General features: G+C 40.3%; 20 protein-coding genes. 8 read left to right on the top strand and 12 right to left on the bottom strand.

The annotated features are described in order from the left end of the window. Positions 1–12: 12 nt before the first annotated feature. The 6 genes from EHR06_RS16635 to EHR06_RS16610 are packed head-to-tail and all read right to left on the bottom strand — an operon-like array spanning position 13 to position 5,988. Positions 13–1,698: an NADPH-dependent assimilatory sulfite reductase hemoprotein subunit gene (locus EHR06_RS16635; RefSeq protein WP_135758011.1), complete on the bottom strand. Its 1,686-nt coding sequence runs from the start codon at positions 1,696–1,698 to the stop codon at positions 13–15. Positions 1,699–1,728: 30 nt separating this feature from the next. Further along, entirely contained in the window at positions 1,729–2,328 is a 600-nt protein-coding gene (locus EHR06_RS16630; protein ID WP_135758010.1) for a precorrin-2 dehydrogenase/sirohydrochlorin ferrochelatase family protein, read from the bottom strand. Continuing rightward, a complete protein-coding gene (cobA, locus tag EHR06_RS16625) occupies positions 2,325–3,101 on the bottom strand; it encodes a uroporphyrinogen-III C-methyltransferase (protein ID WP_135758080.1) in 777 nt (258 codons plus the stop codon). The genes EHR06_RS16630 and cobA overlap by 4 nt, the downstream gene beginning before the upstream one ends. A gap of 9 nt (positions 3,102–3,110) precedes the next feature. Continuing rightward, complete coding sequence (locus EHR06_RS16620) at positions 3,111–4,352, bottom strand: sulfate adenylyltransferase subunit 1 (protein WP_135758009.1); 1,242 nt, start codon at positions 4,350–4,352, stop codon at positions 3,111–3,113. Then, entirely contained in the window at positions 4,352–5,260 is a 909-nt protein-coding gene (gene cysD, locus EHR06_RS16615; RefSeq protein ID WP_100704992.1) for a sulfate adenylyltransferase subunit CysD, read from the bottom strand. Before cysD ends, EHR06_RS16620 begins: the two co-directional genes overlap by 1 nt. Further along, the gene (locus EHR06_RS16610) at positions 5,257–5,988 is read right to left on the bottom strand and encodes a phosphoadenylyl-sulfate reductase (RefSeq protein ID WP_135758008.1); all 732 of its coding nucleotides are present in this window, start codon (positions 5,986–5,988) and stop codon (positions 5,257–5,259) included. Before EHR06_RS16610 ends, cysD begins: the two co-directional genes overlap by 4 nt. Before the next feature lie 603 nt (positions 5,989–6,591). On the opposite strand from EHR06_RS16610, the gene EHR06_RS16605 reads away from it, so the two are divergent. Continuing rightward, entirely contained in the window at positions 6,592–8,559 is a 1,968-nt protein-coding gene (locus EHR06_RS16605) for a phosphoethanolamine transferase (protein WP_135758007.1), read from the top strand. On the opposite strand, the gene EHR06_RS16600 is transcribed toward EHR06_RS16605, so the two are convergent. Further along, complete coding sequence (locus EHR06_RS16600; protein WP_135758006.1) at positions 8,560–9,543, bottom strand: lysophospholipid acyltransferase family protein; 984 nt, start codon at positions 9,541–9,543, stop codon at positions 8,560–8,562. A gap of 178 nt (positions 9,544–9,721) precedes the next feature. Between EHR06_RS16600 and EHR06_RS16595 the strand changes: the two genes are divergently transcribed. The 6 genes from EHR06_RS16595 (at position 9,722) to EHR06_RS16570 (ending at position 17,016) form a co-directional block, all read left to right on the top strand. Continuing rightward, on the top strand, positions 9,722–10,852 hold the full coding sequence (locus EHR06_RS16595) for a lipocalin-like domain-containing protein (protein ID WP_135758005.1): 1,131 nt from the start codon (positions 9,722–9,724) through the stop codon (positions 10,850–10,852). A 103-nt stretch (positions 10,853–10,955) separates the two neighbouring features. Further along, positions 10,956–11,969: an ABC transporter permease subunit gene (locus EHR06_RS16590; RefSeq protein ID WP_135758004.1), complete on the top strand. Its 1,014-nt coding sequence runs from the start codon at positions 10,956–10,958 to the stop codon at positions 11,967–11,969. Further along, positions 11,966–13,006 carry an ABC transporter permease subunit gene (locus EHR06_RS16585; protein WP_135758003.1) on the top strand — a complete coding sequence of 347 codons (1,041 nt, stop codon included), beginning with the start codon at positions 11,966–11,968 and terminating at the stop codon, positions 13,004–13,006. Before EHR06_RS16590 ends, EHR06_RS16585 begins: the two co-directional genes overlap by 4 nt. Next, positions 13,003–13,995 (top strand): ABC transporter ATP-binding protein, encoded by a 993-nt coding sequence (locus tag EHR06_RS16580; RefSeq protein WP_135758002.1) that lies wholly within the window; start codon positions 13,003–13,005, stop codon positions 13,993–13,995. Before EHR06_RS16585 ends, EHR06_RS16580 begins: the two co-directional genes overlap by 4 nt. Continuing rightward, entirely contained in the window at positions 13,992–14,954 is a 963-nt protein-coding gene (locus EHR06_RS16575; RefSeq protein WP_135758001.1) for an ABC transporter ATP-binding protein, read from the top strand. The genes EHR06_RS16580 and EHR06_RS16575 overlap by 4 nt, the downstream gene beginning before the upstream one ends. Before the next feature lies 1 nt (position 14,955). After that, positions 14,956–17,016, top strand: coding sequence for an AsmA family protein (locus EHR06_RS16570; protein ID WP_135758000.1), 2,061 nt, complete (start codon positions 14,956–14,958; stop codon positions 17,014–17,016). Here the strand turns inward: EHR06_RS16570 and EHR06_RS16565 are convergent, their stop codons facing one another. The 3 genes from EHR06_RS16565 to EHR06_RS16555 form a co-directional block, all read right to left on the bottom strand. Then, a complete protein-coding gene (locus EHR06_RS16565; RefSeq protein ID WP_135757999.1) occupies positions 17,017–18,987 on the bottom strand; it encodes an LTA synthase family protein in 1,971 nt (656 codons plus the stop codon). An 82-nt stretch (positions 18,988–19,069) separates the two neighbouring features. After that, positions 19,070–20,980 (bottom strand): MutS-related protein, encoded by a 1,911-nt coding sequence (locus tag EHR06_RS16560; protein ID WP_135757998.1) that lies wholly within the window; start codon positions 20,978–20,980, stop codon positions 19,070–19,072. Next, positions 20,977–21,210 carry a hypothetical protein gene (locus tag EHR06_RS16555; RefSeq protein WP_086448584.1) on the bottom strand — a complete coding sequence of 78 codons (234 nt, stop codon included), beginning with the start codon at positions 21,208–21,210 and terminating at the stop codon, positions 20,977–20,979. The genes EHR06_RS16560 and EHR06_RS16555 overlap by 4 nt, the downstream gene beginning before the upstream one ends. Before the next feature lie 164 nt (positions 21,211–21,374). On the opposite strand from EHR06_RS16555, the gene EHR06_RS16550 reads away from it, so the two are divergent. Beyond that, positions 21,375–21,581, top strand: coding sequence for a hypothetical protein (locus EHR06_RS16550; RefSeq protein ID WP_100767051.1), 207 nt, complete (start codon positions 21,375–21,377; stop codon positions 21,579–21,581). Positions 21,582–21,656: 75 nt separating this feature from the next. Here EHR06_RS16550 and EHR06_RS16545 read toward each other — a convergent pair whose 3' ends face one another. Both EHR06_RS16545 and ilvC read right to left on the bottom strand, forming a co-directional pair. After that, positions 21,657–23,279: a caspase family protein gene (locus tag EHR06_RS16545; protein ID WP_135757997.1), complete on the bottom strand. Its 1,623-nt coding sequence runs from the start codon at positions 23,277–23,279 to the stop codon at positions 21,657–21,659. Between the two features lie 244 nt (positions 23,280–23,523). Continuing rightward, on the bottom strand, positions 23,524–24,525 hold the full coding sequence (ilvC, locus tag EHR06_RS16540) for a ketol-acid reductoisomerase (RefSeq protein ID WP_135757996.1): 1,002 nt from the start codon (positions 24,523–24,525) through the stop codon (positions 23,524–23,526). Positions 24,526–24,625 lie beyond the last annotated feature (100 nt).

Raw genomic sequence — 24,625 nt, 5'->3', positions numbered from 1 at the left:
ACAAGAGTCGGTTTACATCGCCCCTAACAATTCCCTGAACTTATCTAAGGAATATCGAGCAGCAAAGTCCCCGAATCTTTCGTTCGGGTTTCCTTCTTTTTTCCAAACCTCGAATGCTTTCTCTAGTTGGACGGGAATATCCGCGAATGGAACCTTCTTAGCAACATAGTCGCCCACTTTGGTTCCTTCCGGATTTCCTCCAAAGAATAAGGAATATTTTCCACCTGCTTGCTGGCCGACGATACCAACTTCTGCGGAATAAGGTCTTGCACAACCGTTAGGACATCCTGTCATTCTCACGATAGGAGCTCTGTCGTTCAGATCCAGTTTATCGATCACTTTTTGGATGGATTCCAATAGCTGAGGGAAAGTTCTCTCGGATTCGGTCAATGCTAATCCGCAGGTAGGAAGTGCAGGACAAGCAAGTGCACGATCATATAAAGGTTTTGGAGAAGCCGGATTAATATTATATTCTTTTAATTTAGCTTCTAATTTCTCTTTATCTTCTTTTTTGATCCCCATCAGAACTAAGTCCTGATCCGCAGTTACCTGCACATTCAGTTTGAAAGTGGAAATAATATCTTTTAAAGCGGTCTTTAAAGGTTTTTCAGGGAAGTCTTTGATCCTTCCGGAAAGAGTATGGAATCCTAATGCAAGAGTTCCGTCCGCTCTTTCTGTCCAACCTAGATAGTTTGGAGTTTCCCATTTAGGAAGTTTACGATCTATATCGAATTTTGCACCGGATCTACGTTCTACTTCGGAGCGGAACCATTCCACACCCTTCTCCGCTAAAACATATTTCAAACGAGCATGTTTACGATTCGTACGATCTCCGAAATCCCTATGTGAAGTTACTATACCTTCCGCAACGGAGATCAGATCGTTTTCAGGGATCCAACCGAGTAAGTCCGCAGCTCTAGGATAAGTCTCAGCCTTATTATGGGTCATTCCTAGTCCGCCGCCTGCGAAAGCGAAATAACCGTCTATCTTACCATTCGCATCCAATGTAGCTGCAAATCCCATATCATTCGTATAAATATCGACTGAGTTATTTCCTGCGAGTGTAACCGCTATTTTGAACTTTCTAGGAAGATAAGTGGTTCCGTAAATCGGATCAGGTTCATCTTCTTTATTAAGCTGGCTTTCACCTAACCAAAGTTCAGCGTATGCATTACTCTTATATTTAAAATGATCGGATAATAATTGAGCGATCGGATCTAATTGGGTAAGTTCTTTGTTTCCCCAAGGGTTCAAAGCTTGAGTCACGTTACGCACAACGTCACCGCATGCTCCCATAGTGGAAAGATTCACCTTATGGACCGCCTGCATGATCGGTTTCAGATCTTTTAAAAGGATCGTGTGCATTTGGATGGACTGTCTAGTAGTTAAACGTAAAGCCCCACCGCCGAATTTATCCGCTAGATCGTCCCATACCATGTATTGGTCAGAAGTAAGTCTACCTCCAGGGATCCTGCCTCGGATCATAAAGGAGGTTGGGTTCTCTATGAATTCTCCGGCATCGTCTTTTCTACGGTCCCTGTCCTTTTGCTGGTACATTCCGTGGAATTTGATCAATTGTTTGTCATCTTCCTCGAATCCATCTGCACCTGTTTCGATAGCAGTACCGATCTTTCCTCTTAGTCCCCTAGAGGCGGTTTTAATATGCTCGACTTCGCTAAGTTCTTTTTGTTCTGACATCGATCGTATTCGTCCTTTTGGAATAGCTTTCTATGATTTCTTATCCGCGGAGAGATATTTCTCTTTGAACTCTCCAAGCAGGAATTTGAGAGCCGCTTTTCTTTTTTCGGGATCTCCCAGTTTACTCTTACTTAAATTACGGATTTCTAATAAATTTTCCAATTCCGGGTCATGATCCTCGGGCAGGATCTCCTCTAGAATGGTGCGGATGGTCCCTGCAAGTCCAGCGAACCCTCCTTGAGTGGAAACCGCTACACGGATCGGCCCCCTGTCAAAATATGCGGAAGAATAAAAATCACAAAGTGAAGGATCGTCCGCACAATTGATCCAGATCTTTTTTAGTTTGGCGTATTCAACCAAGTCACGATTGGTCTGTCTATCGTTCGTAGCGGAATATACCAGATCGAAACCGTCCAGATCGGAAATCCGGACTTCTCTTGTTTCTATCTTTGCATCTTTCACGGAAGAAAGCATACGAACGGTTTCCGATTTGAATTCTTTAGAGATAACCGTTAGAGCACAGCCTGTATCTTTCAGATGTTGTAATTTTTCGAGGGCGACATTTCCCCCTCCTACTACTAACACCTTTTTATTTTCTAATTTTATAAAAACAGGAAGAAGTTGGTTCATACTTCTTCTCCTTGAGAAGCATATCCTTGAAAGTCCAGCTCTGGATTTTCTCCGATAAGATGTACAACAGGCCCTATATAAATAATTCCAGGCCCCGAACTTTGTTTGGATAGACCTTCTTCTATAATTCTACCCAAACTAGTGACGGTTGTCTTCTGGTTTTTTAAACTCGCGTTCTCTACCAAAGCTACGGGAACAAGAGGAGAAGCTCCGTTATCGATCAAATTTTTAGAGATCTGTACAATGGAAGAAGTTCCCATAAATAGAGCGATCGTTCCCTTAAACTCCGCAAACCATTTCCAATCGGTATCTTCCTGCAAAACGGTATGACCATCCATGATCAGTACCTGTCTGGACAATCCTCTATGTGTAAGAGGGAAACCAGCTCCGGAAGATCCTGCGCTTAATGCGCTTACACCCGGAACGATCTCGTAAGGAATTTTATGTTTTCTTAATGTGAGTAATTCTTCTCCGCCGCGGCCGAATACGAAAGGATCTCCTCCTTTTAAACGTACAACCGTTTTACCTTGGAGAGAATACCGAACGATCAGTTCCTGGATCTCCTCTTGGGTTGCTGAATGCTGCCCTGCCCTTTTACCCACATAATGAACGATAGAAGAAGAAGGAAAATATTCCAAAAAGGAAGAATCTAATAAAGCATCGTAAAGAATTACTTCCGCTTTTTCTAATATTCTTAGGGCTTTTAAGGTCATTAGTTCCGGATTTCCGGGACCTGCTCCGACCAAATATACTTTTCCAATACCGGTATTCATCAAATTAGATCAGTAGGCTCCTACGATCATTCCGGCGCCCACAGTATTATTGGTACCCTCGTCCACCAAAACGAAACTTCCTGTTCCGCGATTTTCGGAATAACTATCGAACGCAATAGGTTTCGCAGTTCTGATCTTGATCCTTCCGATCTCATTCAAAGCAAGCTGGGAAGATTCTAATTTTTCGTGGGTTTGGATATCTATCCTAAAGGAAATTTCCTTAACTGCGGATTTTACGGAACCAGTGGTTTGTCTTAAAAGATATTTATTTCCCGGGACCAAAGACTTGGCATCCATCCAACAAACCTCAGCTTCCAGATCCTGAGAGACGGTAGGCTGGTGTTTGTCTACCACGAGCATGTCACCGCGGCTAATATCAATTTCGTCTTCCAGAAGAATAGTAACAGACATTGGAGCGAAAGCTTCTTCTACTTCGCTTTCATAAGTATTGATCGATTTGATCTTAGAGCGTAATCCGCTGGGAAGAACTGCAATATCGTCTCCCTTTTTGAAAACGCCGCTTCTGACCTGACCGGCATATCCCCTGTAATCATGGTGCTCTTCCGTCTGAGGACGGATCACATATTGAACCGGGAATCTAGGCTCGTGTTTTGTTTCATCCACTTCGATCTCTAGATCTTCCAAATAACCCAGAAGAGTTTTACCTTTCCACCATGTCATGTTCGGAGAAGTATCCACAACATTATCCCCATTCAGGGCGGAAATCGGTATGAACTCCAAACCTTTAAAATCCAGATCGGAGGCGAAGTTTTTATAATCTTCCACGATCTCTTCGAAACGTTCTTTGGAAAAATCCACTAAGTCCATCTTATTCACGCAAATAACTACATGAGGGATTTTTAATAAAGAAGCTATATAAGAATGTCTATAAGTCTGTTCGATCACTCCCTTACGAGAATCGATCAGAATGATCGCTAATTCGGAGTTAGAAGCACCGGTCACCATGTTTCGAGTGTACTGTATATGCCCAGGAGCATCCGCGATGATGAATTTTCTTTTAGGAGTAGAGAAGTATTTATAAGCCACATCAATTGTGATCCCTTGCTCTCTCTCCGCTTTTAATCCATCCGTTAGAAGAGCTAAATTGATCTGACCATTCACTTGACCCGTTTTTTCGATCGCTTCTAATTGGTCTTGGAATACCGATTTGCTATCGTACAAAAGACGACCGATCAAAGTGGATTTTCCGTCGTCTACACTTCCTGCAGTAATAAAACGTAATAAGTCCATCAGAAGTAACCGCCTCTTTTACGTTCTTCCATCGCAGCTTCGGAACGTTTATCGTCCAATCTGGATCCTCTTTCAGTAGTTCTGGAAGTTTGGATCTCACGAATAATATCATCTAAGGAATTTGCTTCGGATTCCACTGCCGCAGTGCAAGTCATGTCCCCCACTGTTCTAAAGCGGACCGTTTTTTCTTCTACCTTATCGGAAGAATCCAAGGTCACAAATTCGGAAACGGGGAATACTACATTCTCTCTCCAGACAATCTGCCTTCTATGAGAAAAATATAATGAAGGAAGCGGGATATTCTCGGACTTGATATATTCCCAAACATCCAGCTCGGTCCAGTTACTGATCGGGAAAACTCTTACGTTCTCTCCCACATGGATCTTTCCGTTATAAATATTCCAAAGTTCCGGTCTTTGCAATTTAGGGTCCCAGCTTCCAAACTCGTCGCGCACCGAGAATACTCTTTCTTTAGCGCGGGCTTTTTCTTCGTCCCTTCTGGCTCCGCCGATACAAGCATCAAATTTGAATTCTTCGATAGTATCTAATAACGTAACCGTTTGGATTGCGTTCCTGCTTGGGAATTTTCCTTTTTCTTCCACAGCTTTTCCTTGGTCTATGGAATCCTGAACGTATCTAACGATCAGTTTTTCTCCGATACGATTCGCAAGATCATCACGAAATTGTAATGCTTCCGGAAAGTTATGACCTGTATCGATATGTACCAAAGGAAACGGGAACTTTCCCGGACGGAATGCTTTCAGTGCAAGATGGACCAAAGTGATCGAGTCCTTCCCCCCTGAAAATAAAAGCGCAGGCCTTTCAAATTGGGCGGCAACTTCCCTAAGTATATAAATGGATTCCGCCTCTAGTTGTTGGAGATGCGACAATCGAGTTCTAGTCGTCATACTTCTGATCCTTTTTTTCTTACCAGTTTTCCGTCCACCCAATGCAGTCCGCATTCTTTCGTGGATTCATTCTCCCACCACCAACGGCCGGCCCTAAAATCTTCGCCCGCCATAACCGCCCTCGTACATGGAGCGCATCCGATACTGGGATATCCCTTATCATGAAGAGGATTGTATGGAATATTTTTGTCTTGGACGTACTGTTGCACCTTCTCCCAAGACCAATCCAGAATAGGATGGAATTTCAAAATATCCCTTCCTGTATCCAACTCCACTTTGGTTAAATTTTCTCTGGAACCGGATTGATCGTTACGAATTCCGGTGATCCAAATTTTTGCTCCCTCTAAAGCTCTGTTCAAAGGGACAACTTTGCGAATATGACAACATTCTTTTCTATTTTCTATAGAATCGTAGAAGGAATCGGGTCCCTTCTCATTGATTAGATCTTCTACAGCTTGTGCATCCGGGAAGAATGTTTGGATACGTTTACCATACATTCCATTCGTTCGCTTATGAAGTTCGTAAGTTTCGGTGAATAATCTTCCGGTATCCAATGTAAAGATACGGATGTCCAAATTTTGGGAATAGATTGCGTGAGTGATTACCTGATCTTCCAAACCGAAGCTAGTGGAGAAGACTGCTTGTCCCGGAAAATCCTGGGAGATTTTCGCCAAAGAATCTTCTAAGCTCAGGCCTTTTAATTTTGCTTCCAGATCGGATGGACTCATCGAAATCGAACCTTTTACTATTGGACTGACCCAAATTGAGGGTGACCAATATAATGTACCAAAGTTTTATATATTGGACTATTTGTAAAGTATAGTTGATGCTATATTACAAGGTTCCCACCGGAGTCGGTACAGAATAGAGAATTTTTATAGAATATAGAAAATCTCCGATTTACTTCGAGAATCTTAGTTCTCTGCCGAATTTACTGCCTATTTCAAATTTCATTTAATGTAACTTTCATTTATGTCGCGAAAATTGTGAGTAAGCGTAACGAACCCAATTTGTTTCGAATCGTAGGATAAAATAATTTATTTCAAATAATCTCCAAAACTTATAATCGAATATTGTATACTCTTTCAAAAAACGTAACGATCCATTTTCTAATCACGTCTAACTCCTCGTATTCGATTCAGACAGGATCGTTTATTTTTTTATAGGATTTGTTCAATTTAAACTTAGAAGAATAAATTAGGATCAATCTTGATCACGACTGAACATCGGTCTAATATTCATTTTTTATAACTTTCTTTTTAGTCGTTGAGAAGGTATCATATATTTGGTGTAATTGACGAATTACATATCCTTAGGAATTTTGGATAAAGATGGGAACTATAAATAAAAAAATTATACTAGAGACATTCTCCCGTTATTCCGTTTGGGTTCTACCAGCAATAATACTAATTTCAGACATCATTGTCAGAGATGAAATATTACCTACATTCAAACCCTTACAGTGGATGTTTTATTTTCTCTCATTCATCTATTCCGTAATTTTATATTCCGCAGTGATCATTCTTCTCAGAATATTATATCTGCAAAAATCTAAGATAGCGTACTATATCGTATTCTTTCTTATCCTGTCTTTTTACACAGGAACATTATTAGGCTCTTACGGATACTATGCGTATACCGGGATCATGCCTAACTTCTTCGTATTCTCTTTTATATTTCATGAACCTTTGAACAGTTGGACAATCGTAGAAGGTGGATTTACTAAATCCTCTTTGGTTTTCGGACTTCTTTCCTTTAGTATATTAGGAGTTTCTCTTTGGTTCACTACAATTAAGGAACCTTTAAAGTACAAATTCCAAACTCCGGTAAGGATCGGAGTAGTGATCGTGTTTTTAGCGATCAGCGGGTTCTTACATAATAATACCAGATTTAATGACCAAGTATATGTTTCAGATACGAACACCATCGCATTCGTTTGGAGGAACTTATACAATCATCTAACAGGAGATAGTTTAGGTTCCGCAGGATTACAATCCAGGAACAAACCTAGACTTCCTCAGATTAGCTCCAATCCCGGGTTCAATGTTCTATTCGTAGTAACGGAAAGTTTGAGAAAAGGAAGTTTAGGAGTTTACGGTTACGAAAGGAACACAACTCCTTTCATGTCTAAGTTCGCTCAAACTGCGGACCGCAGCCAGTACTTCTTATTCAAAAGGGCATATTCAAATTCAAGTTCCACTCTCCTTTCTTTTCCTAGTATATTGACTGGAGTTTCTCCTTCTCAACCTGTTCCGATGACTCATACGTATCCGTTATTCTGGGAGTATGGAAAATCTGCAGGACTTTCTACATTCTATATCACTAGCCATAATTTGCAGTGGAATAACTTCGAAGGATTTTTCAAAAACTCAGGGATCGATTTCCTTTGGGATAAAGAAAAAAGCGGTCTAAAAGTATTCAATGATATAGGTATCGATGATAGGGAAACCGTAAAAGAATTCAAAAGGTATCTTACTGGATTTAAGTCCTCCGGCAAAAGATTCGCAGGAGTTTTACACTTCAATACGAATCATTTCCCATACATAGTCCCTGAAGAGTCCAAGTTCTTTGCAGTTGATTCCGTTCCGGACCAATATGATAACTCTGTTCGCCATATGGATTCCCTTTTGGAAGAAGTTTACACTTATCTGAAAAAAGAGGGTTTCTTAGAGAATACCGTAGTGATCTTCACCTCTGATCACGGAGAATCTCTTTTCGAACATGATTACCTGGGACATATAGACAGTAACTATGTGGAAACTGTCGCCATCCCTATGTTGGTATACATTCCGAATTCTCTTAAAGAATCCGTGAACCTGCAAGCACTCAGAAGGAACACTGATAAACCCGTTGCAAATACGGATCTAATTCCTACGTTTATAGATATTTTAAATTTAGAAAACAACCCTTCGATCAAAAAATATTCTACAAATCTGGAAGGTAAATCCTTGCTCAGAGATATTTACGGAGATCGTAGGATCATCATTACTAATAATAATGAGATCTCTTTGTATAAAGTAGGGATCAGTTATATTAAGGGTAATTATCATTATATAATGAATATGAACTCTAATCCTTCCAAAGAACGCCTATTCGATCTTTCTAAAGATCCGAAAGAGTTAAAAGATCTTTGGGCGGAAGCAAGTGAAGAAAATAAGATCCATTTTAGAGAAGTAGTAAAAGATTGCGGGGTTTGTGTGGAATTATTCACATCCCAAGGTTTGCCTTACCAGGTATCTGAAAAAAATCTGGAAACTGCTGAACTAAAAAGAAACTCTATAAAACCGGCAGCATTCTGATCAAACATTAGATTTCTCGGAAGAAGATTTAAATTCTTTCCAGAATTTATCTAGCTCTTCTTTGTTTTCAGGTTTAGTATGCCAGCGTCTATGCAGCCAGAAATAATCGCCTGGATGTTTATAGACTTCTTCTTCTAAACGTTTTACCCATTTGTAAGTGAATTCTCTCTCCCATAGTTCCGGGTCCTTTCTAGGATCCAGATCCGGTTTTTCGAATTCTTCTACATGAAAATATAATTTTCCGGTTTTATCGTACCAACTGCTGCAGAACAAGATAGGAACGTCTGTCATTCTGGAGAATGTTGCGGGCCCTAAGAATGTAGAAGCCATATTTCCTAAAAAAGGGAAGAAGGACCCGGTCTTGCCTGCGTCCTGGTCGGATATAAATGCGACTAACTTTCCTTGTTTCAATAAGGTCAGCGCCTTTCTAGGACTTTCATCAGTGTAAACTAATTTAATTCTTTGAGAGGCTCTGTTCTTTTCGATCCAGGCATTGGACCAAGGATTGGATTGTCTTTTTGCGAATACGTATAGATCATTTTTAGGAGCGGTATAACAGATAGAAACTCCCATAGTTTCCCAGTTTCCCAAATGGCCTAAAACCAAGATCCCACCCTTCTCAAATAAACGAGTATGAGTTTCTTTATCCGGTAAGAAGGTCACCCATTTATCTATGAACTTTTGGTCCATCCTAGGCTCTTCGCAGAACTCATTAGCCATATGAGAAAGATTTCTGAGGTTATGAAAAATGTACTCTTGTATCTTAGATTCAGATATTTGAGGGAATGCAGTTCGTATATGTCTTTCGATCCTTTTTTTAGTGGCACCTGTCGTTTTGGCCAGGAATCGAATAATATAAAATAGGATCTTTCCCCTTAGAACATAAGGGAAAATAGAAAGTGTGCCTACCAACATTCTTGCGAATACATATTGTAGGAATTTTTTGACTTTTTGTCTTTCGCTTCTGGGTTTAGGATTCGCCATAAAATCAATCCAGTGTTTAGAAAAGATCCAGGGTCACACGACTGATTCTCAAATTTTAGGACCTTCTCCAAATCTAAAAATAAAAAAAACGAATCGATTGAATACTTAAAAAGAAAAAGAAACCATGGTCGGGTCTAATTTCTCAGGACTTTGTCCGACAGAATAAAAAGGACGATATATGCCCTTCCAATTTTTAAAAAATAGAGTCGTAAGACCAAATAGAACTCCCGGGATCCTAGTTTTAGTTCTGTTCTCATCTATGTTCTTAATTTCGAGCGGAAACGGATTCGCTGCTCCTAAAACCGATCTAAAAGAAACCCAAGGCAAAAGTTTTAAATTTCCCCAGGACCATTTTTTCCATAAAGGATATAGAGTAGAATGGTGTTATTTCATCGGTATCTTGGATACGGAAGAAGGTAAAGAATTAGGATATGAATTAAGCTTCTTCCGAGCTTATCTCGGACCGAAAGTGGCATTGTATCCTGTTCACTTTGCGATCTCCGATCTGGAAGAGGAAAAGCATAAGATCTCTCAAACCATCGAAAGAGAATTAGGCGGAGTCGCCGGCCAAGACAAGAGCAACCTATGGAGTGGGGACTATCGTATGGAAGTTACCGGCCCCGCAGACTTTAGGATCTCCGCTTTTCCAAGAACGGACTCAGGATTCGGTTTAGAATTGGAATTAAGTACCAAACCGAAAAATATTCTTACTCACGGTAAAAACGGAAAATCATTCAAGAGCAGAAAGAATCCTAAATTTTTCTCCTATTATTATAGTATTCCTCGTTTGGAAACTAAAGGCTCTCTTTATCTAGAAGGGAAAGAATATCATGTCAAATCCGGCACAAGTTGGATGGACCATGAATGGAGCAGTCCGGAAGGAACCGAGGCTACATTCGATCTTTCCTCCAAGGATATTTCCTGGGACTGGATCTGTATCCAAATGGAAGACGGTTCCGATATCATGGCATTCAATTTTAAGAACAGATCTGGAGATGTGGAAACTTTCGGGACGTATCGTTCTCCTGATGGAAAAGTAATCTCTTTAGAGAACGAGAATGATCTGAAATTTGTTCCGGAAGATAAGACCTGGAAAAGCGACCAAACAGGAAATTCCTATAAATTACGATGGAAATTAATTTCCGAACGATTTAATTTGAATATCTCGCCCAAATTCGAGGAGCAGGAGTTCGACGCGAGATCCAGCACCGGACTAATTTATTGGGAAGGTGCAATTAAAGTCGGCGGAGATATCGAAGGAAAATCCGTAAAAGGAAAAGGTTACCTGGAACTAAAACCTTTCCGTTAATTGCTGATTTAGGCCGGAGAAAAAACCTTTATCCCAGGCAAACGGTATGGAAAGTTGTTCGATGTCCGAAGCGGATCGCGATTTATAACGGACTTTAATCGGAATGAGAAATTATTTTTTAAAAAGGATCCTTCTGATCGTTCCCACAATCCTCGGAATCACTTTCCTGGTATTTATTTTATCCCACCTGGCTCCAGGCGGGCCCTTGGAAAGAGAGATCGCAAAGTTAAGAGGATATGGCAACGAGGATGGAGCCAGATCTTCTTTGATCAATAACGAAGAGATCGAGATCTTAAAACAAAAACTTCGTTTGGACAAACCTCTTCCGGTCGCTTATCTGTATTGGCTTTGGGATGTGGCAAGTTTGGATCTGGGAGAATCCAGATTACATTCCCGGCCAGTGAACGAACTCATCTTTGAAAAGATTCCGGTCTCTCTCACGTTCGGTCTTTCCGGATTTTTACTTTCTTATTTGATCTGTATTCCATTAGGAATTCGTAAAGCGATCCAAAGCGGACAAGCATTCGATAGTGGAACAAGTATCATCATTCTGATCGCGTATTCAATCCCAGTATTCGCACTTTCTATGCTGCTATTATATTTGTTCTCTTCCGGAGAAGTGTTTTCCGTATTTCCTCTAGGCCACGAATATTCAGATAATTACGATGATCTGGACTTTTTCGAAAAGATCATAGATAGAGCGGAGCATATGTTCTTACCTGTGCTTTGTTATGTTTCCGGATCTTTTGCAATGCTCACTCTTTTAATGAAAAACTCCCTATTAGACCAGATCTCTAAAGAGTATGTGAGGACTGCGATCTCCAAAGGTTTATCTTTTAAGGATGCGATTTACAAACACGCATTTAGGAACAGCCTAATCCCGATCGCTACAGGTTTCGGTTCTAATCTAAGTTTGGTATTAGCTGGTTCTTTGATTATCGAATTAGTATTCAGTATTGATGGGATCGGCCTACTCGGTTTCCAAGCGGTTACCGAAAGAGATACCAATCTGATGATGGGACTACTCTTGATCCAAAGTTTTCTTTCACTGATCGGAAATATTCTTTCGGATCTATGTTATGTTATCATTGACCCTAGGATCAATTTCGAAGCATGAACTCTTTAGCCAAAAGAAGATTCGAAAAATTCAGATCCAATACAAAAGCTTGGATCTCTCTTTGGATTTTAGGGACTTCTTATATTATTTCTTTATTTGCACCTATACTTGCGAATAACCAGCCTTGGATCGTTTCTTACGACGACTCTTGGAAGTTCCCTATCTTCTTCCGTTATACGGACAAAGATTTCGGTGGATCCGAATATTCCCCCATAAATTATAAAAAACTAAAATTAAGGGAAGATTTCGAAGAAGACGATGATAACTGGATCTTATTTCCTCCGGTTCCGTACGGATACAATGAGGACAATTTAGAAACGATCGATGATGACGAAAATCCTCCTTCTTCTCCCAGCCTAAAACATTGGTTAGGAACGGATGATAGAGGGAGAGATGTATTCACTCGTATCTTCTATGCATATAGGAACTCGATGAGTTTCGGGCTCATCTTAGTAATTATAGAATTTATCTTTGGAACGATCGTAGGCGGTATCCAAGGATATTACGGAAAAAGAACGGATATAATCCTGCAAAGGATCATAGAAATTTTATCCGCTATTCCTTTCTTATACTTAATTCTCATCATGGGTTCTTTTTTCGGAAGAGGATTTATAGTTTTAGGGATCACTTACTCCGCATTGAGCTGGATAGGGATCAGCATGTATATGAGGGGAGAATTTTATAGATCCAAGGCACTCACTTATGTGGATGCGGCAAAAGCGTTAGGCGCCAGCTCTTGGAGCATTATGAAAAATCATATTCTACCGAATGCGATCACACCTCTTGTGACCTTCTTACCTTTTGCACTTATTAGTTCTATTTCCATATTAAGCGCTCTGGACTTTTTAGGTTACGGAATTCCTGCACCAAATCCTTCTTGGGGAGAAATGATCAGCCAAGGAAGAGATAATCTTAGAGCTTGGTGGTTGATCGCATTTCCTTCTTTGTCTTTAGCGGCGACCATTCTTCTTTCTTCTTTTATAGGAGAAGGGATACGTGATTCTTTTGATTCTAAGGAGAAGGTAACGTACGAATGAATTCGGAAGCTATTCTCCAAGTATCTAACTTAAATTTAGAACTTTCTAAAGAAGGAAAGTTCGTGCCATTATTAGAAGATATTAATTTCGAGATCCGCAAAGGAGAAGTTCTCGCGCTCGTAGGCGAATCAGGTTGCGGAAAATCGGTATGCTCCGCTGCTATCACAAAATTACTTCCTCATGAATCTTTCAGATATTCGGATGGAAAGGTATTATTCGATGGAACGGACCTTCTCCAAACCGACTCCGAAACTTTAAGAAAGATCCGAGGAAAAAAAATCTCATACGTATTCCAGGAACCCTTCTCCGCTTTAAATCCTTTAAGCAAAATTAAAGACCAAATGACGGAAGGATTTTTAGAACATGGACTCGGAACCCGTAAAGAAGCGGAAGATAAAGCCGAATATCTTCTTGGAGCGGTAGGAATTACCGACATAAAGTTAAGGATGAATTGTTATCCTCATCAGTTGAGCGGCGGGATCTTACAAAGAGTCGGGATCGGGATGGCATTGATGTGCGATCCTGAACTTCTGATCGCGGATGAGCCTACTTCCGCTTTGGATGTTACTGTCCAGGCTCAATTGGTGGAACTCCTACTAAGGCTCAAAGAAAAGATGAACTTATCCGTATTATTCATCTCCCATGATTTCGGTTTGGTCAGTCATATCGCGGACCGCATATGCGTATTATATGCAGGACGAATTGCCGAACTAGGGACAGTCGACCAAGTTTTGGATGAGCCGAATCATCCTTATACAAAAGATCTTTTGGATTCTCTACCTTCTCATTTTTCTCAGACCGGCGTTTTTAAACCGATAGAAGGAAGATTACCTTCTCCGGGAAATTATCCTAAAGGCTGCCATTATTCGGACAGATGCGATTTCGTATTCTCTCATTGCAACACAGTGAAACCTATATTAAAAAATACGAATGGATCCGGGCATTTTTCCGCATGCTTCTTAAATGAGAAGAAGGAGCTTGCAGGATGAAACTTTTAGAGATCAAAGATCTGAACGTAAGTTACGGAAAAGAAGGTTTTTTCGGCGGCAGAAAATCAGTCATCAAAGCCGTAGAAAATGTAAACCTAGAAATGGAAGAAGGAGAAACATTCAGCCTAGTAGGAGAATCCGGCTGCGGAAAATCCACATTGGGCAGAGCGATACTCAGACTCCTAAAATCGGATTCAGGTTCCATATTTTTCAAGGGAAAAGAGATCTTAGATCTAAAAGAGAAAGAATTTTTACCTCTTAGAAAGCAGATACAGATCGTATTCCAAGATCCTTATTCTTCCTTAAATCCAAGAAGAAATATTAAAGATATTTTAACGGAAGGGCTGTTTATCCACGAAAATTATACGGATGAGCAAGCAGAGAAAGAAGCTTCCGATATTCTGGAAAAAGTTGGGCTGTCTCCGGAAATACTGAACAGATATCCACATGAGTTTTCAGGAGGACAAAGACAGAGGATAGCGATCGCAAGAGCGCTTATCCTAAAGCCTGAATTTATACTTTTTGATGAAGCTGTCTCCGCCTTAGACGTTTCCAATCAGGCTCAGGTACTTCTTCTATTACAAAAACTAAAAGCTGATTTTGGACTTTCTTATTTGTTCATTTCTCATGATCTAGGGATCGTAAAATCTATCTCCGATAAGATAGCAGTTATGTATCTGGGAAAGATCGTAGAGATAGGAACCAAGTCACAAATTGCAGAAAAACCTTCTCATCCATATACAAAGGCTTTATTCGGAGCTATATTCGAAGTAGAAAATCGAAAGATCCGAAAGACCCCTCTGCAGGGAGAAGTGCCAAGTATATTAAAAAAACCGAAAGGTTGTCACTTCCATACTCGTTGTCCTATTGCAAAAGAGATCTGCTCCGAAAAAACTCCGGAATGGAAAGATCTAGGCGAAGGTCATAAGTCCTATTGTCATTTTCCGGACGGAAAATAAGATGCGCTCCTGGGATGTACTCAATCGGTATTTAGAAGAGAATAAGATCCGTTATATCTCCGCTTTCGGATTTTTTGTATTATTATTCGTACTGATCGTTTATATTCCCTTCGTTCAAAAGAAAGACGTATATAAAGAATTCATACTAGATCGTCTCCGAAGTTCCACCGACCTGGACATCAAAGTAGCAGATTCGGATCTGTATCTTCTCCCTTTTCCCGGGATCGAATTGAATCAAATTGAGATCCGAAAAGATAACGTTCTTATCGCTGTCAGCGATAAAGTAGATATCGATATTTCTTGGTTCGGTTTAATCAAAAGAATGATAGAGATCCGAGACATTTCCATCAATGGAGGAGCTCTTCATTTAGAAAGAAGGAAGGACGGATCTTTCGATATAGTAGAATATTTGAACGGAAAGAAGAAGGAGACGGAACAGAAGAGTAACGTAAAAGAACTTCTGGATGATGTAAATTCTAGGATCGGATTTTCTACCGAGGACTTCTTTGCAGTCAGTTTAAAGAATATTGAAATAGATAATTTCACATTAGTATATAACGAACAGAATCACGATAAAAAATACGTAGTATATTTTAAAAAGTCCCAGGTCTCAGTTTCATTTTATGGGAAGGACGTGGATCTTTTATTCCAAGGAAGAATAGACGATCAGCCTATCGACTTGGAAATGACGGGCGGCTTACAGAACTTCCCGGTCGATTGGGAAAAATTGCAATTTAGCGCAGTCCTAAAAACGGAAGAACTTTCTCTTTCATTACTTAGAGAAATATTTAATATTTTCCCGGTAGGAGACTTCTCCAAAACAAAACTTTCCGGAAGAACGGAGGTAGTAAAGGAAGAAGGCACCATCTTTAAGTTCAAAGTCCGAAATCAAATTAAGGATCTTGCATATAAAGGCGGACTCCCTTTCGGGAATATCAGATTGAATGTGGACTTCGATCTGGACCTGATCAATAAAAAGGTGGCCTTTCCCTTTATAGAAGCCGTCTGGGAAGGAGTAGCAAAAGCAACTGCAAAAGGAAGTGTGAATTGGAAGAACAGGAGTTTAGGCCAGTTCGATATCAAAGCGGATTATGGGGACTACCATAATCTTTTAAAATTAGGAAAACTATTCCAAGTAAGAGAAGATCTTTTCGATCCGAATTCTCCTCCTGGTATCTTCTATTTTACCGGGGAATTGAATAATATTTTTGCATTCAAACATAGATTCGCCCACATCAACATGGAGGCCAAATACGTATCTCCGCTGCTTTCTATCCCGAATTTCCATGCATATATCTATAACGGAGAAATATTAGGAAAAGCTAAAATATATCCCGATATACCTAAGATAGAAGTAGAAGGAGATGCGCACAGACTTCAGGTGGATAAAGTCCTTCTTCCTTATGTATCCGAAAAAATTATGGAAGGTGAACTTTCTAGTTGGTTCTCTTTCGAAACACAGATCAGAAACCATTCCAGGGATTCTGTGACCGAACTTTTTGCAAATATGAAAGGGATCGGGAATATCACCATCAAAAACGGAGAACTGGTGGGTTACGCAAACTTCATGGTCCCGGTCTTGAATACGGTCGGCAAGATCATCACATTCAAAGGAGTCGATGGAAGGCAGTTAAAATTCGAAACTCTTAGATCCGACGTGAAAATTTCTGGAAACGAAATGTACTTCCCCAATATGAAACTGGAAATTGAAAACAGTGGAATGGATGTGGATGGAAAAGGTACTGTAGGATTTGACCAAAAGATAGATATGAGATTACATCTGCGTTTAGGTGGAAAGTACATCGGTAAAGGTTTACAGATCCCGATTATCTATGCGGGAACTTTCGGAAAAAGTATACCTTATGTAGATCCTATCTGGCTTGGAAGTGTGTATACCGGCATGACCTTATTGGGGCCCTATCTTATTCCTTTAGGCGGACCTTACGCGGGTGGTGTCGCAGGGTCCGTGATAGGCGAATATGTACGAGATCTTTGGGACGGAGTTACCGGTCTATTCGGTGGAAGCAGTTCCGAGCCTGACAAAAAACAAAAAGAGAAATAATTAATACTCTTTTCTTTCCAATTCTTCCTTAGTTGGAAATACCAAATTCTGATTCATTAATTCGTGGCTCAAATTTAAGAACGCTCTCGCCTTATTAAAATGAGAGTCGCAAATCTTAGGTTGAGTATCACAAAGATCCACTTCTTCTCTAGGACCTTTTGCGGAATATTTTAAGTTACGATTTCCATCCACGAAATGGATATAAAATAGATCCGACTCTATCCAACCGATCAGATTTCCATAAGCAAAATACGCGGACTCAGTCTTTTTAGGAGCGAGCAAGTTTCTTCCCATAGCGGAGAAGTACGCTTCTTTACCTACAAGACTTAAAATAGTAGGGATCACATCCAATTGAGAAGCGTCTCTATCATCGATTGCAGGTAAAATTTTTCCCGGCGAATATATTAAAAACGGAATATTCCTGTCTTCATAATAATCTAAATATCGGTGGTGAGTATGATCCGCCACAAATACAAAGATCGTATTATCAAAGTATTTGGATTTTTCCGCACGATCCATAAAATCTTTAAGGGCCCAATCCGCATAATGATACACGTTTAGATATTCAAAGTCTCTCTCATCTTCTTTAAAGATCCTAAACTTAGGATCCGGAGCACGATAAGGATAATGTGTGGATAATGTTAGAGAAACACCTAAAAAAGGTTTTTTGGATTCTGAAATTTTTTCATGCAGTACCTGAAGTACATCCGCATCATCATAACCCCAGGCTCCGATCTTAAATCTGTTCAACTTAGCGATCTCTTTTTCACCCAGAACGGAATCGAATCCCCAATGAGGCATTAAAGTAGCTTTATTATCAAAACTTAAATCTCCACCGGTTACGAAGAATGTATCGTATCCTAAACCTTTGAAAATATTTCCGATTCCGGAAAAATTCCCAAGCACTTGGTGAGTTCTAACTACTGTCAACCCTGGACGATCCGGCAACCCGGTCAGGATGGACATCATACCGTTCGTTGTTCTTCCCCCAGAGGCAAAAAACCTGGTATAAAATCTTCCTTTTCTTAAAAGTTTATTAAAATTAGGAGTGAGTTCTTTTCCGAAAACTTTTCCATCACTGATCGGATCTATAAATTTTCCGGTCCAGTTTTCCAGAAGGATCAAAACTATATTCGGAGGTTTTCCGTTGTTAGTTTGTTTCTGTTTTCTTAATAAAGGGTACTTTTTACCGATGAATTCCGCGCCATCATAAGAGATCTCTTCCCTAACGATACGAACCGATTCTTTGGTTTCTAATTTTAGATAATTCGGAATGGACTGGCTTTTCAAATCCATGATAGAAGTGAATACGCCATTCAGCGCGATATTATTCACGAAAGAATGTCCTGAAACAATTGCATTACTCGCTCTTAAAGGAGTTTCCTGAACTCCTCCTCGGATCGCAAAAACAACTAGTACTAAGACAACGAAAGAAAGAATGGAGTCCCTTTTCCAAGATTCAGGCTCGTGTTTGTATGGATTAAATTTTAAGAAAAGATAAGTGGATAAAGGTAAAAATACCAAAACCAAAAGAGAAGCAACTACAGCTAAGAAAGGATTCTGTTCAAAGGCGGACTTTAAGATCACACCCATATCCTTTCCGATAAATACGAAACCTTCGTAACCTATATGTTTGTTCGCATTCTCGAAATAGACTATATCGGCAATCAAATGAGAGAGCATCCAAACGCTGATCAGGATCGGAAAGTATCCCCAGAAAAAATTAAAAAACTTAAAACGATTTATATATGGAAGACAAGATAGAAAAGCGAACGGTCCTAAGATCATCCCGATCACTGAAATATCGAATCTAAGACCAACCAAGATGGCCAACAAAACATCCTTGGTTTCCGCACCTTCTAATCTATAGGAATAGACCCAAAGAAAAGCTGCCTTATAAAAAATTAGAATGAGAACAAAGTAGATGGCGTATCCGCCGATCAATTTAAGATTGCTTGGTAAACGTTTCATCTTTTCCAATTGATTAGAATTTTAGAGAGCTTGTCGGGCAAGACAAAAAAGAGAGATACCGGCTACCAACCAAAGTCCGGTTTTAGTCCAGATCCAAACCTTCTAATCTCAAAACTTCCAGAGCATTACTGGACTGGACTATACCGGATCTGATCTTATAATCGAAAGTCATTTTGCCGTTCTCTATCTCTTCTCTGAAATGAAACAAAGAAAGCTCCGGTAAGTCTGCCAATTCCAGATCATGGGTCGTAATGATCCCGAATACTCCGTACTGTCTTAACTTCTTCAATATCCCTTTGCATGCGATTGTTCTTTCTCTGGAATTCGTACCTTTTAGGATCTCGTCTAACAGTACCAATCTGCCCTTTTGGGAATTTTTCACTTCTTGTAATATTTTTCCCAGTCGTCTTACTTCCGCATAAAAGAATGAGATCCCTTCTTCTACTGAGTCTTCGTTCCTGATACTGGAATGTACTTCTAAGATAGGAGTTATAAATTCGGTGGCAGGAACAGGACCTCCAGCCATCGCAAAAATTCCGGAGATGCCCAGCGCTCTTAAGTAAGTGGTTTTTCCCGACATATTCGATCCGGTTAAAAGAAGAAGTTTCCCTGGCTGCATAGGTTCCAGTTCATTCGGTACTCTTTTGTCGGAAGGGATCAACGGATGCACAAGATCTTTTGCATGGATCCTAACATTTGATTTTTCTAATTTAGGAAACGTAAAGCCAGGCTCAATCCAGCTCAAATTTGCAAGTGGAAGTAAAGAATCCAACTCCGCAAGATCGGACATGGAAACCTTAAGAGAAGATCCGTCTTTTTCCCACCATTTAGTGTACCTTCTCCAGATCCAAAGATCGAAGAAAAATAGAATATTCAATAATGCATGAGCAAGAGGAGACTGAGTATAAGCGGCCAGATTGGAAATTTTAAGGAATTGTTTCCAAGAAATTTTTAGTTCTTTCTTCTTCCAATTGGATAGAAAGATCTCTCCTTTACTTCCGGAAAGATTTGAAGAACGAATATAGAGCAGAAGTTTTCCTAATTCTTCCAATGTTTCCGAATCTTCTGCAATTGGTTGTAACATCTTTAGAGATCTATTTCTATAAGATCCGAAAAACGCAGAATGAAGAATGAAAATCCCGAATCCCCAGGTTTGTCCGAATAGAAAACTTCCTAATACTAAAAGCCAAACAAGAACTAACCAGATCGGAAATAAAACTCTAAGAGCACCTGCCGCCTTCCCGAAGGAAGATCTCCAGAAATCATTCGGCTCTTCTTCAAATAGATTAAATGGAAAATTTATCTTATTCTTTTCGGAACGTTCCGGTTGTAAATTACCGATCTTAGGAATATAAGAAGGGAGTTTTTCATCTTCTCCTTCTCTTCTAGCCGGAAACGAAGCTTCGTACAATCTAAATTGTCTGAGCAGCTTTTGGAGAACCTTTTCTCTTTTGGAAAGACCTATTACCGCTGCTTGTCTTGCAATAACCTTAGACTCTTCGGGAGTTTCCAAAAAGTATTCTAAAAATCTAGAGGTTCCTTTTGGGATAACAGTGGTGTCTATTCTGGAAAAGATCCCCTTCTCCCCTAAAAAATCCAAATCTTTGGTCCAAGAAGGAAGCCCGGTCTCTAATACAAGATTTTTATAATATTCTCTTTTAGACTTCGGATAATGTTTTCCATCCAATTGGATCCTGGAGATCTGAGCGGTTAGAAAATCGGACCAGACATGTAACCTTCTGATCTTCTCCCTTCTCTTTTGATAGGCGGATAATAAACGATAGAATACGGCTAAGATAAGAATAGAAGGCAAATAATATAGATCGGGAATAGTACGTAAAAGATAAACTCCAACGATCCAAGAGATAAAGAATAAGAAGGAAAGTATTCTGAAAGTGGATAATAGGGAAAGGGTGGATTCTTCCTTTTGGATGATCCTGCCCAGGCGGGAAATTTCGGATCCAAGTCGAAGGACCCTAGTAGGGGCGTTCATACCGCTAAAGTAACGTTCTCGTAATTTTCGGTCTCTCTTTTGTATATTTCATGGTCCAAAAGACGAACCAAAGAGCCTACATCTTGCATCAACCATGTGGAGACCATTTTGCCTTTATCGCGGCCCAAAAATTTGTCCACATAGACATAGCCGAATAGATCCGTGCCGTACTCGTATACGACGAATCTTCCCGATCTTTTGCCGGTCCTATTTTCCAGACGGATCTGCATTTTACCGAATTTACTCCGCACTTTCTTTTCGTACAAGAAAAAAAATATCTCAAGTATTTTCGCAAAGTCCCGAAGTACAGTTTGGGAGAAAGCTTCCTTTCCAAGGATGGAAAACCCGGAACTTTCTCCCTTTTTTCCCGAATGGGGTCGCACGGAGGCGATTTATGATATATCCCGAAATGGATCCGGATCTACGGAGTTCCTTCGCAAAAATCGGAAAAACCTTTGCCAATCTTACAAACGACACTGCTTTACCTGAATTCGGTCTAAAAGCTGGGAATTTGCTGGATAGAAGACAAATGAAAATCCTAGTCGAAATTAGAAAAAGAAGGATCAATTCCAAACAATGGAATAGTTTCCAAAAAGATTAAAACCCAAACCAGGAACAAAAAAGCCCCTCGATCTCTCGAGAGGCTCTCTTCCTGAAAACTAAATATTCCGATTTCTTAATATTTAGTCTTGGTAGAAGGAAGTTTCACATTCAGGATAATATCCACTTCAGTAACTTCTCCCTCTCTCACCTTAATATCAGCATTATTCAAGTTCAGATCTTCCGCGAAGGTAGCCTTGATCTCATACTCTCCCGGTTTTAAATTCGTAAACCAGAAATTACCGTTTTGGTCGGTATTCAATTTTTGGATACCGCTTACGCTTGTAATAGTAGGCATGAAGATCGGCTGATTGATCACAGGGTTATCCAAGGTTCTGTAGAATACTTTTCCTCGGATCGCTCCATAACCTGTCATAGAAGTCACAACCTCTAGATCATTTCTCTTATTAGGAAGAACCGCCTGTGTCTTTTGAACTTCAGGATAATCATCCGCTTGGATAGTTACCTTATGAACTCCGGCAGGTACACCTTTTACGGTTAAAGTATAGGTCGCACCTGGGATCAATTTACCCATTCTTTTGACCGCTCCCCAATAGTTTGAAGATTCGGTTGTGATCGTCTTATCCACTTCTTTATCGTCGATCAGCACTCTGATAGAACGATTTCCCACTCTCTTCTTACCGGAAGTTATACGGATCTCAGGAGGAAGATCTGACACAGCATAAGCTCTATCTTGGATGATGGTGGTTTTGATCACCAGATCACCTTTCAGATTTGTAGGAACAACTGGAGGCTCTTCGTTAGTGACCACAGGCGCTTCAGGTTCCGGTTTAGGAGGTTGAACATCCGGAATCGGAGTAGGATTTACGGGAGGTTTAACAGGCTCCACAGGTTTTGGAGGCTCAGGCTTTTTTTCTCCGGCTAAGAAGATACCTGACGCGTTACCCGAAATTTGAGGCACTTGTTCGTGATCGTACTTTTTAGCCATATTCACTGTTTCATCTTTAGAAGCGAAGAATGCTTCGAGCGCAGTGATTACATTATCCTGGTTTAAGTCCCCGTTAGAAAGAGCCTTTCCGAAATTATAAGTAAAGATCCCGTGATTGATCGTTCCGCCGACTTCGATCGCAGTTTGGTTATCATCCGCACTGGAAATGATCGCTTTATCTTGAAAGAAGAAGTCCTGAGAGTCTTGTTTAACAGTTCCATCACTTCCCTCCGGAATTGGAACGTTAGCAGAACCTCTGGTTGCCTTTCCTTTTTTAGCGATCCCTCCGGAGAAGCAGCAGTCGAAAACGAAAACTGTTTTAGGAGATTTGATCCCTTCTAGATAATCATTCAACTCGTCGTCTGAAAGGTGAGGCCTATCATAACAGATGATTAGGTTTCTCATTCCATTCTTTGCTTTTTCATCTCTTTGAAAAGCGCCGTGACCCGAGAAATAAAGAAATACCGTATCATCCGCTTTTGCTTTGGAAGCAAGAGACTTAATTTCTTTTTGGATATTGTCTTTGGTAACATCTTTACCCAGAACAATTTTGATCTCGTCGAATTTTCCTACACGTTTGATCTCATCGTGTAAGTATTTGGCGTCTGCTTCACAAAGATTTAATTCAGGGATTCCGGCTTTGTTTCCTTTATAGTTGGATCCGAAGATAAGGCCGAACCTTTTCTGCGCGAATACATCTGTAGAAAACAAAAAGAGGGAAATTCCGATTATGGAAATTAAGGATTTCAATCAGAGCCTCCTGGCTTGGGTGTCTCAAAATAGCAAAAAGCTAGGCTTTGTCATTATTTTTTTGCCCTAAGGATAGATACCTTCTTTGAGAGAATACCAGACTTAAGACCTGGGATTTTCCGATTTTTTTTCCAAACTTAGAACGATTTTAAGGATTTGGGCAAGAAATTTCCAAAAATTATGCCGTATAAACAAAAAAGGCCGGAAAACTTCCGGCCTTTTAAATCCAAGTATTAGGATTTTATTATTTACTCAGCCATTTCATCATGCTGCGTAATTTTTTACCTACGTCTTCGATTGGGTGTCCTGCGTTTTTCTCTCTCATTTTATTGAACTCAGGATAACCAGCTTTGGTCTCTGCGATCCAAGCTTTTGCGAACTTGGAACCGTTTGCTTTTTGGATGTCCGCAAGAACATCTTTCATGCGAGCTTTCACACCTGCATCGATGATACGAGGTCCGGAAACATAGTCTCCGTATTCTGCAGTTCCGGAAATGGAATAACGCATACGAGCTAATCCACCTTCGTAGATAAGGTCGGTGATCAATTTAACTTCGTGTAAACATTCGAAGTAAGCGATCTCAGGATCGTATCCTGCTTCAGTAAGAGTTTCGAATCCTGCCATGATCAGGTTAGAAAGACCGCCACAAAGAACTACTTGCTCTCCGAAAAGATCCGTTTCTGTCTCTTCTCTGAAAGAAGTTTCTAGGATTCCTGCTCTTCCTCCACCTACTCCGGCTGCGTGAGCGAGTGCTCTTTGTTTTGCTGTTCCAGTTGCATCTTGGTTTACAGCGATCAAACAAGGAACTCCGCCGCCTTCTACATATACTCTGCGAACCAAGTGTCCCGGTCCCTTTGGAGCTACCATGTAAACGTCTACTGTTTTAGGAGGTTGGATGAATTCGAAATGGATATTGAATCCATGAGAGAAAACTAATGCATCTCCATCTTTCAGGTTAGGCTCGATATCAGCTTTGTAGATATCACCTTGGATCTCGTCCGGAGCTAAGATTTGGATAATGTCCGCTTTTTTTGCAGCTTCGGCAACGGAGAATACTTCGAAACCTGCTTCTTCGGCTTCTTTTTTGGATTTGGATCCTTCTTTCAGACCGATGATAACTTTCAGCCCGGAATCTTTCATGTTTTGGGCTTGTGCGTGACCTTGGCTTCCGTATCCGATTACGGCGATGGTCTTCCCTTTTAATACGGAAAGGTCCGTATCTTTATCATAGTATAAATTAGCCATTATGGTACCTCGAATTTTAGTAAACGGGAGTCGAGCCGGTTCCTAAAAGGGTCTTTTTTACAAAACATTGTGAAATGGCCGATTCCACAATCTAAATTTG

This window comes from Leptospira dzoumogneensis (assembly GCF_004770895.1).
Taxonomy (GTDB): Bacteria; Spirochaetota; Leptospiria; order Leptospirales; family Leptospiraceae; genus Leptospira_B; species Leptospira_B dzoumogneensis.
This window is presented reverse-complemented; position numbering and strand designations above follow the sequence as displayed.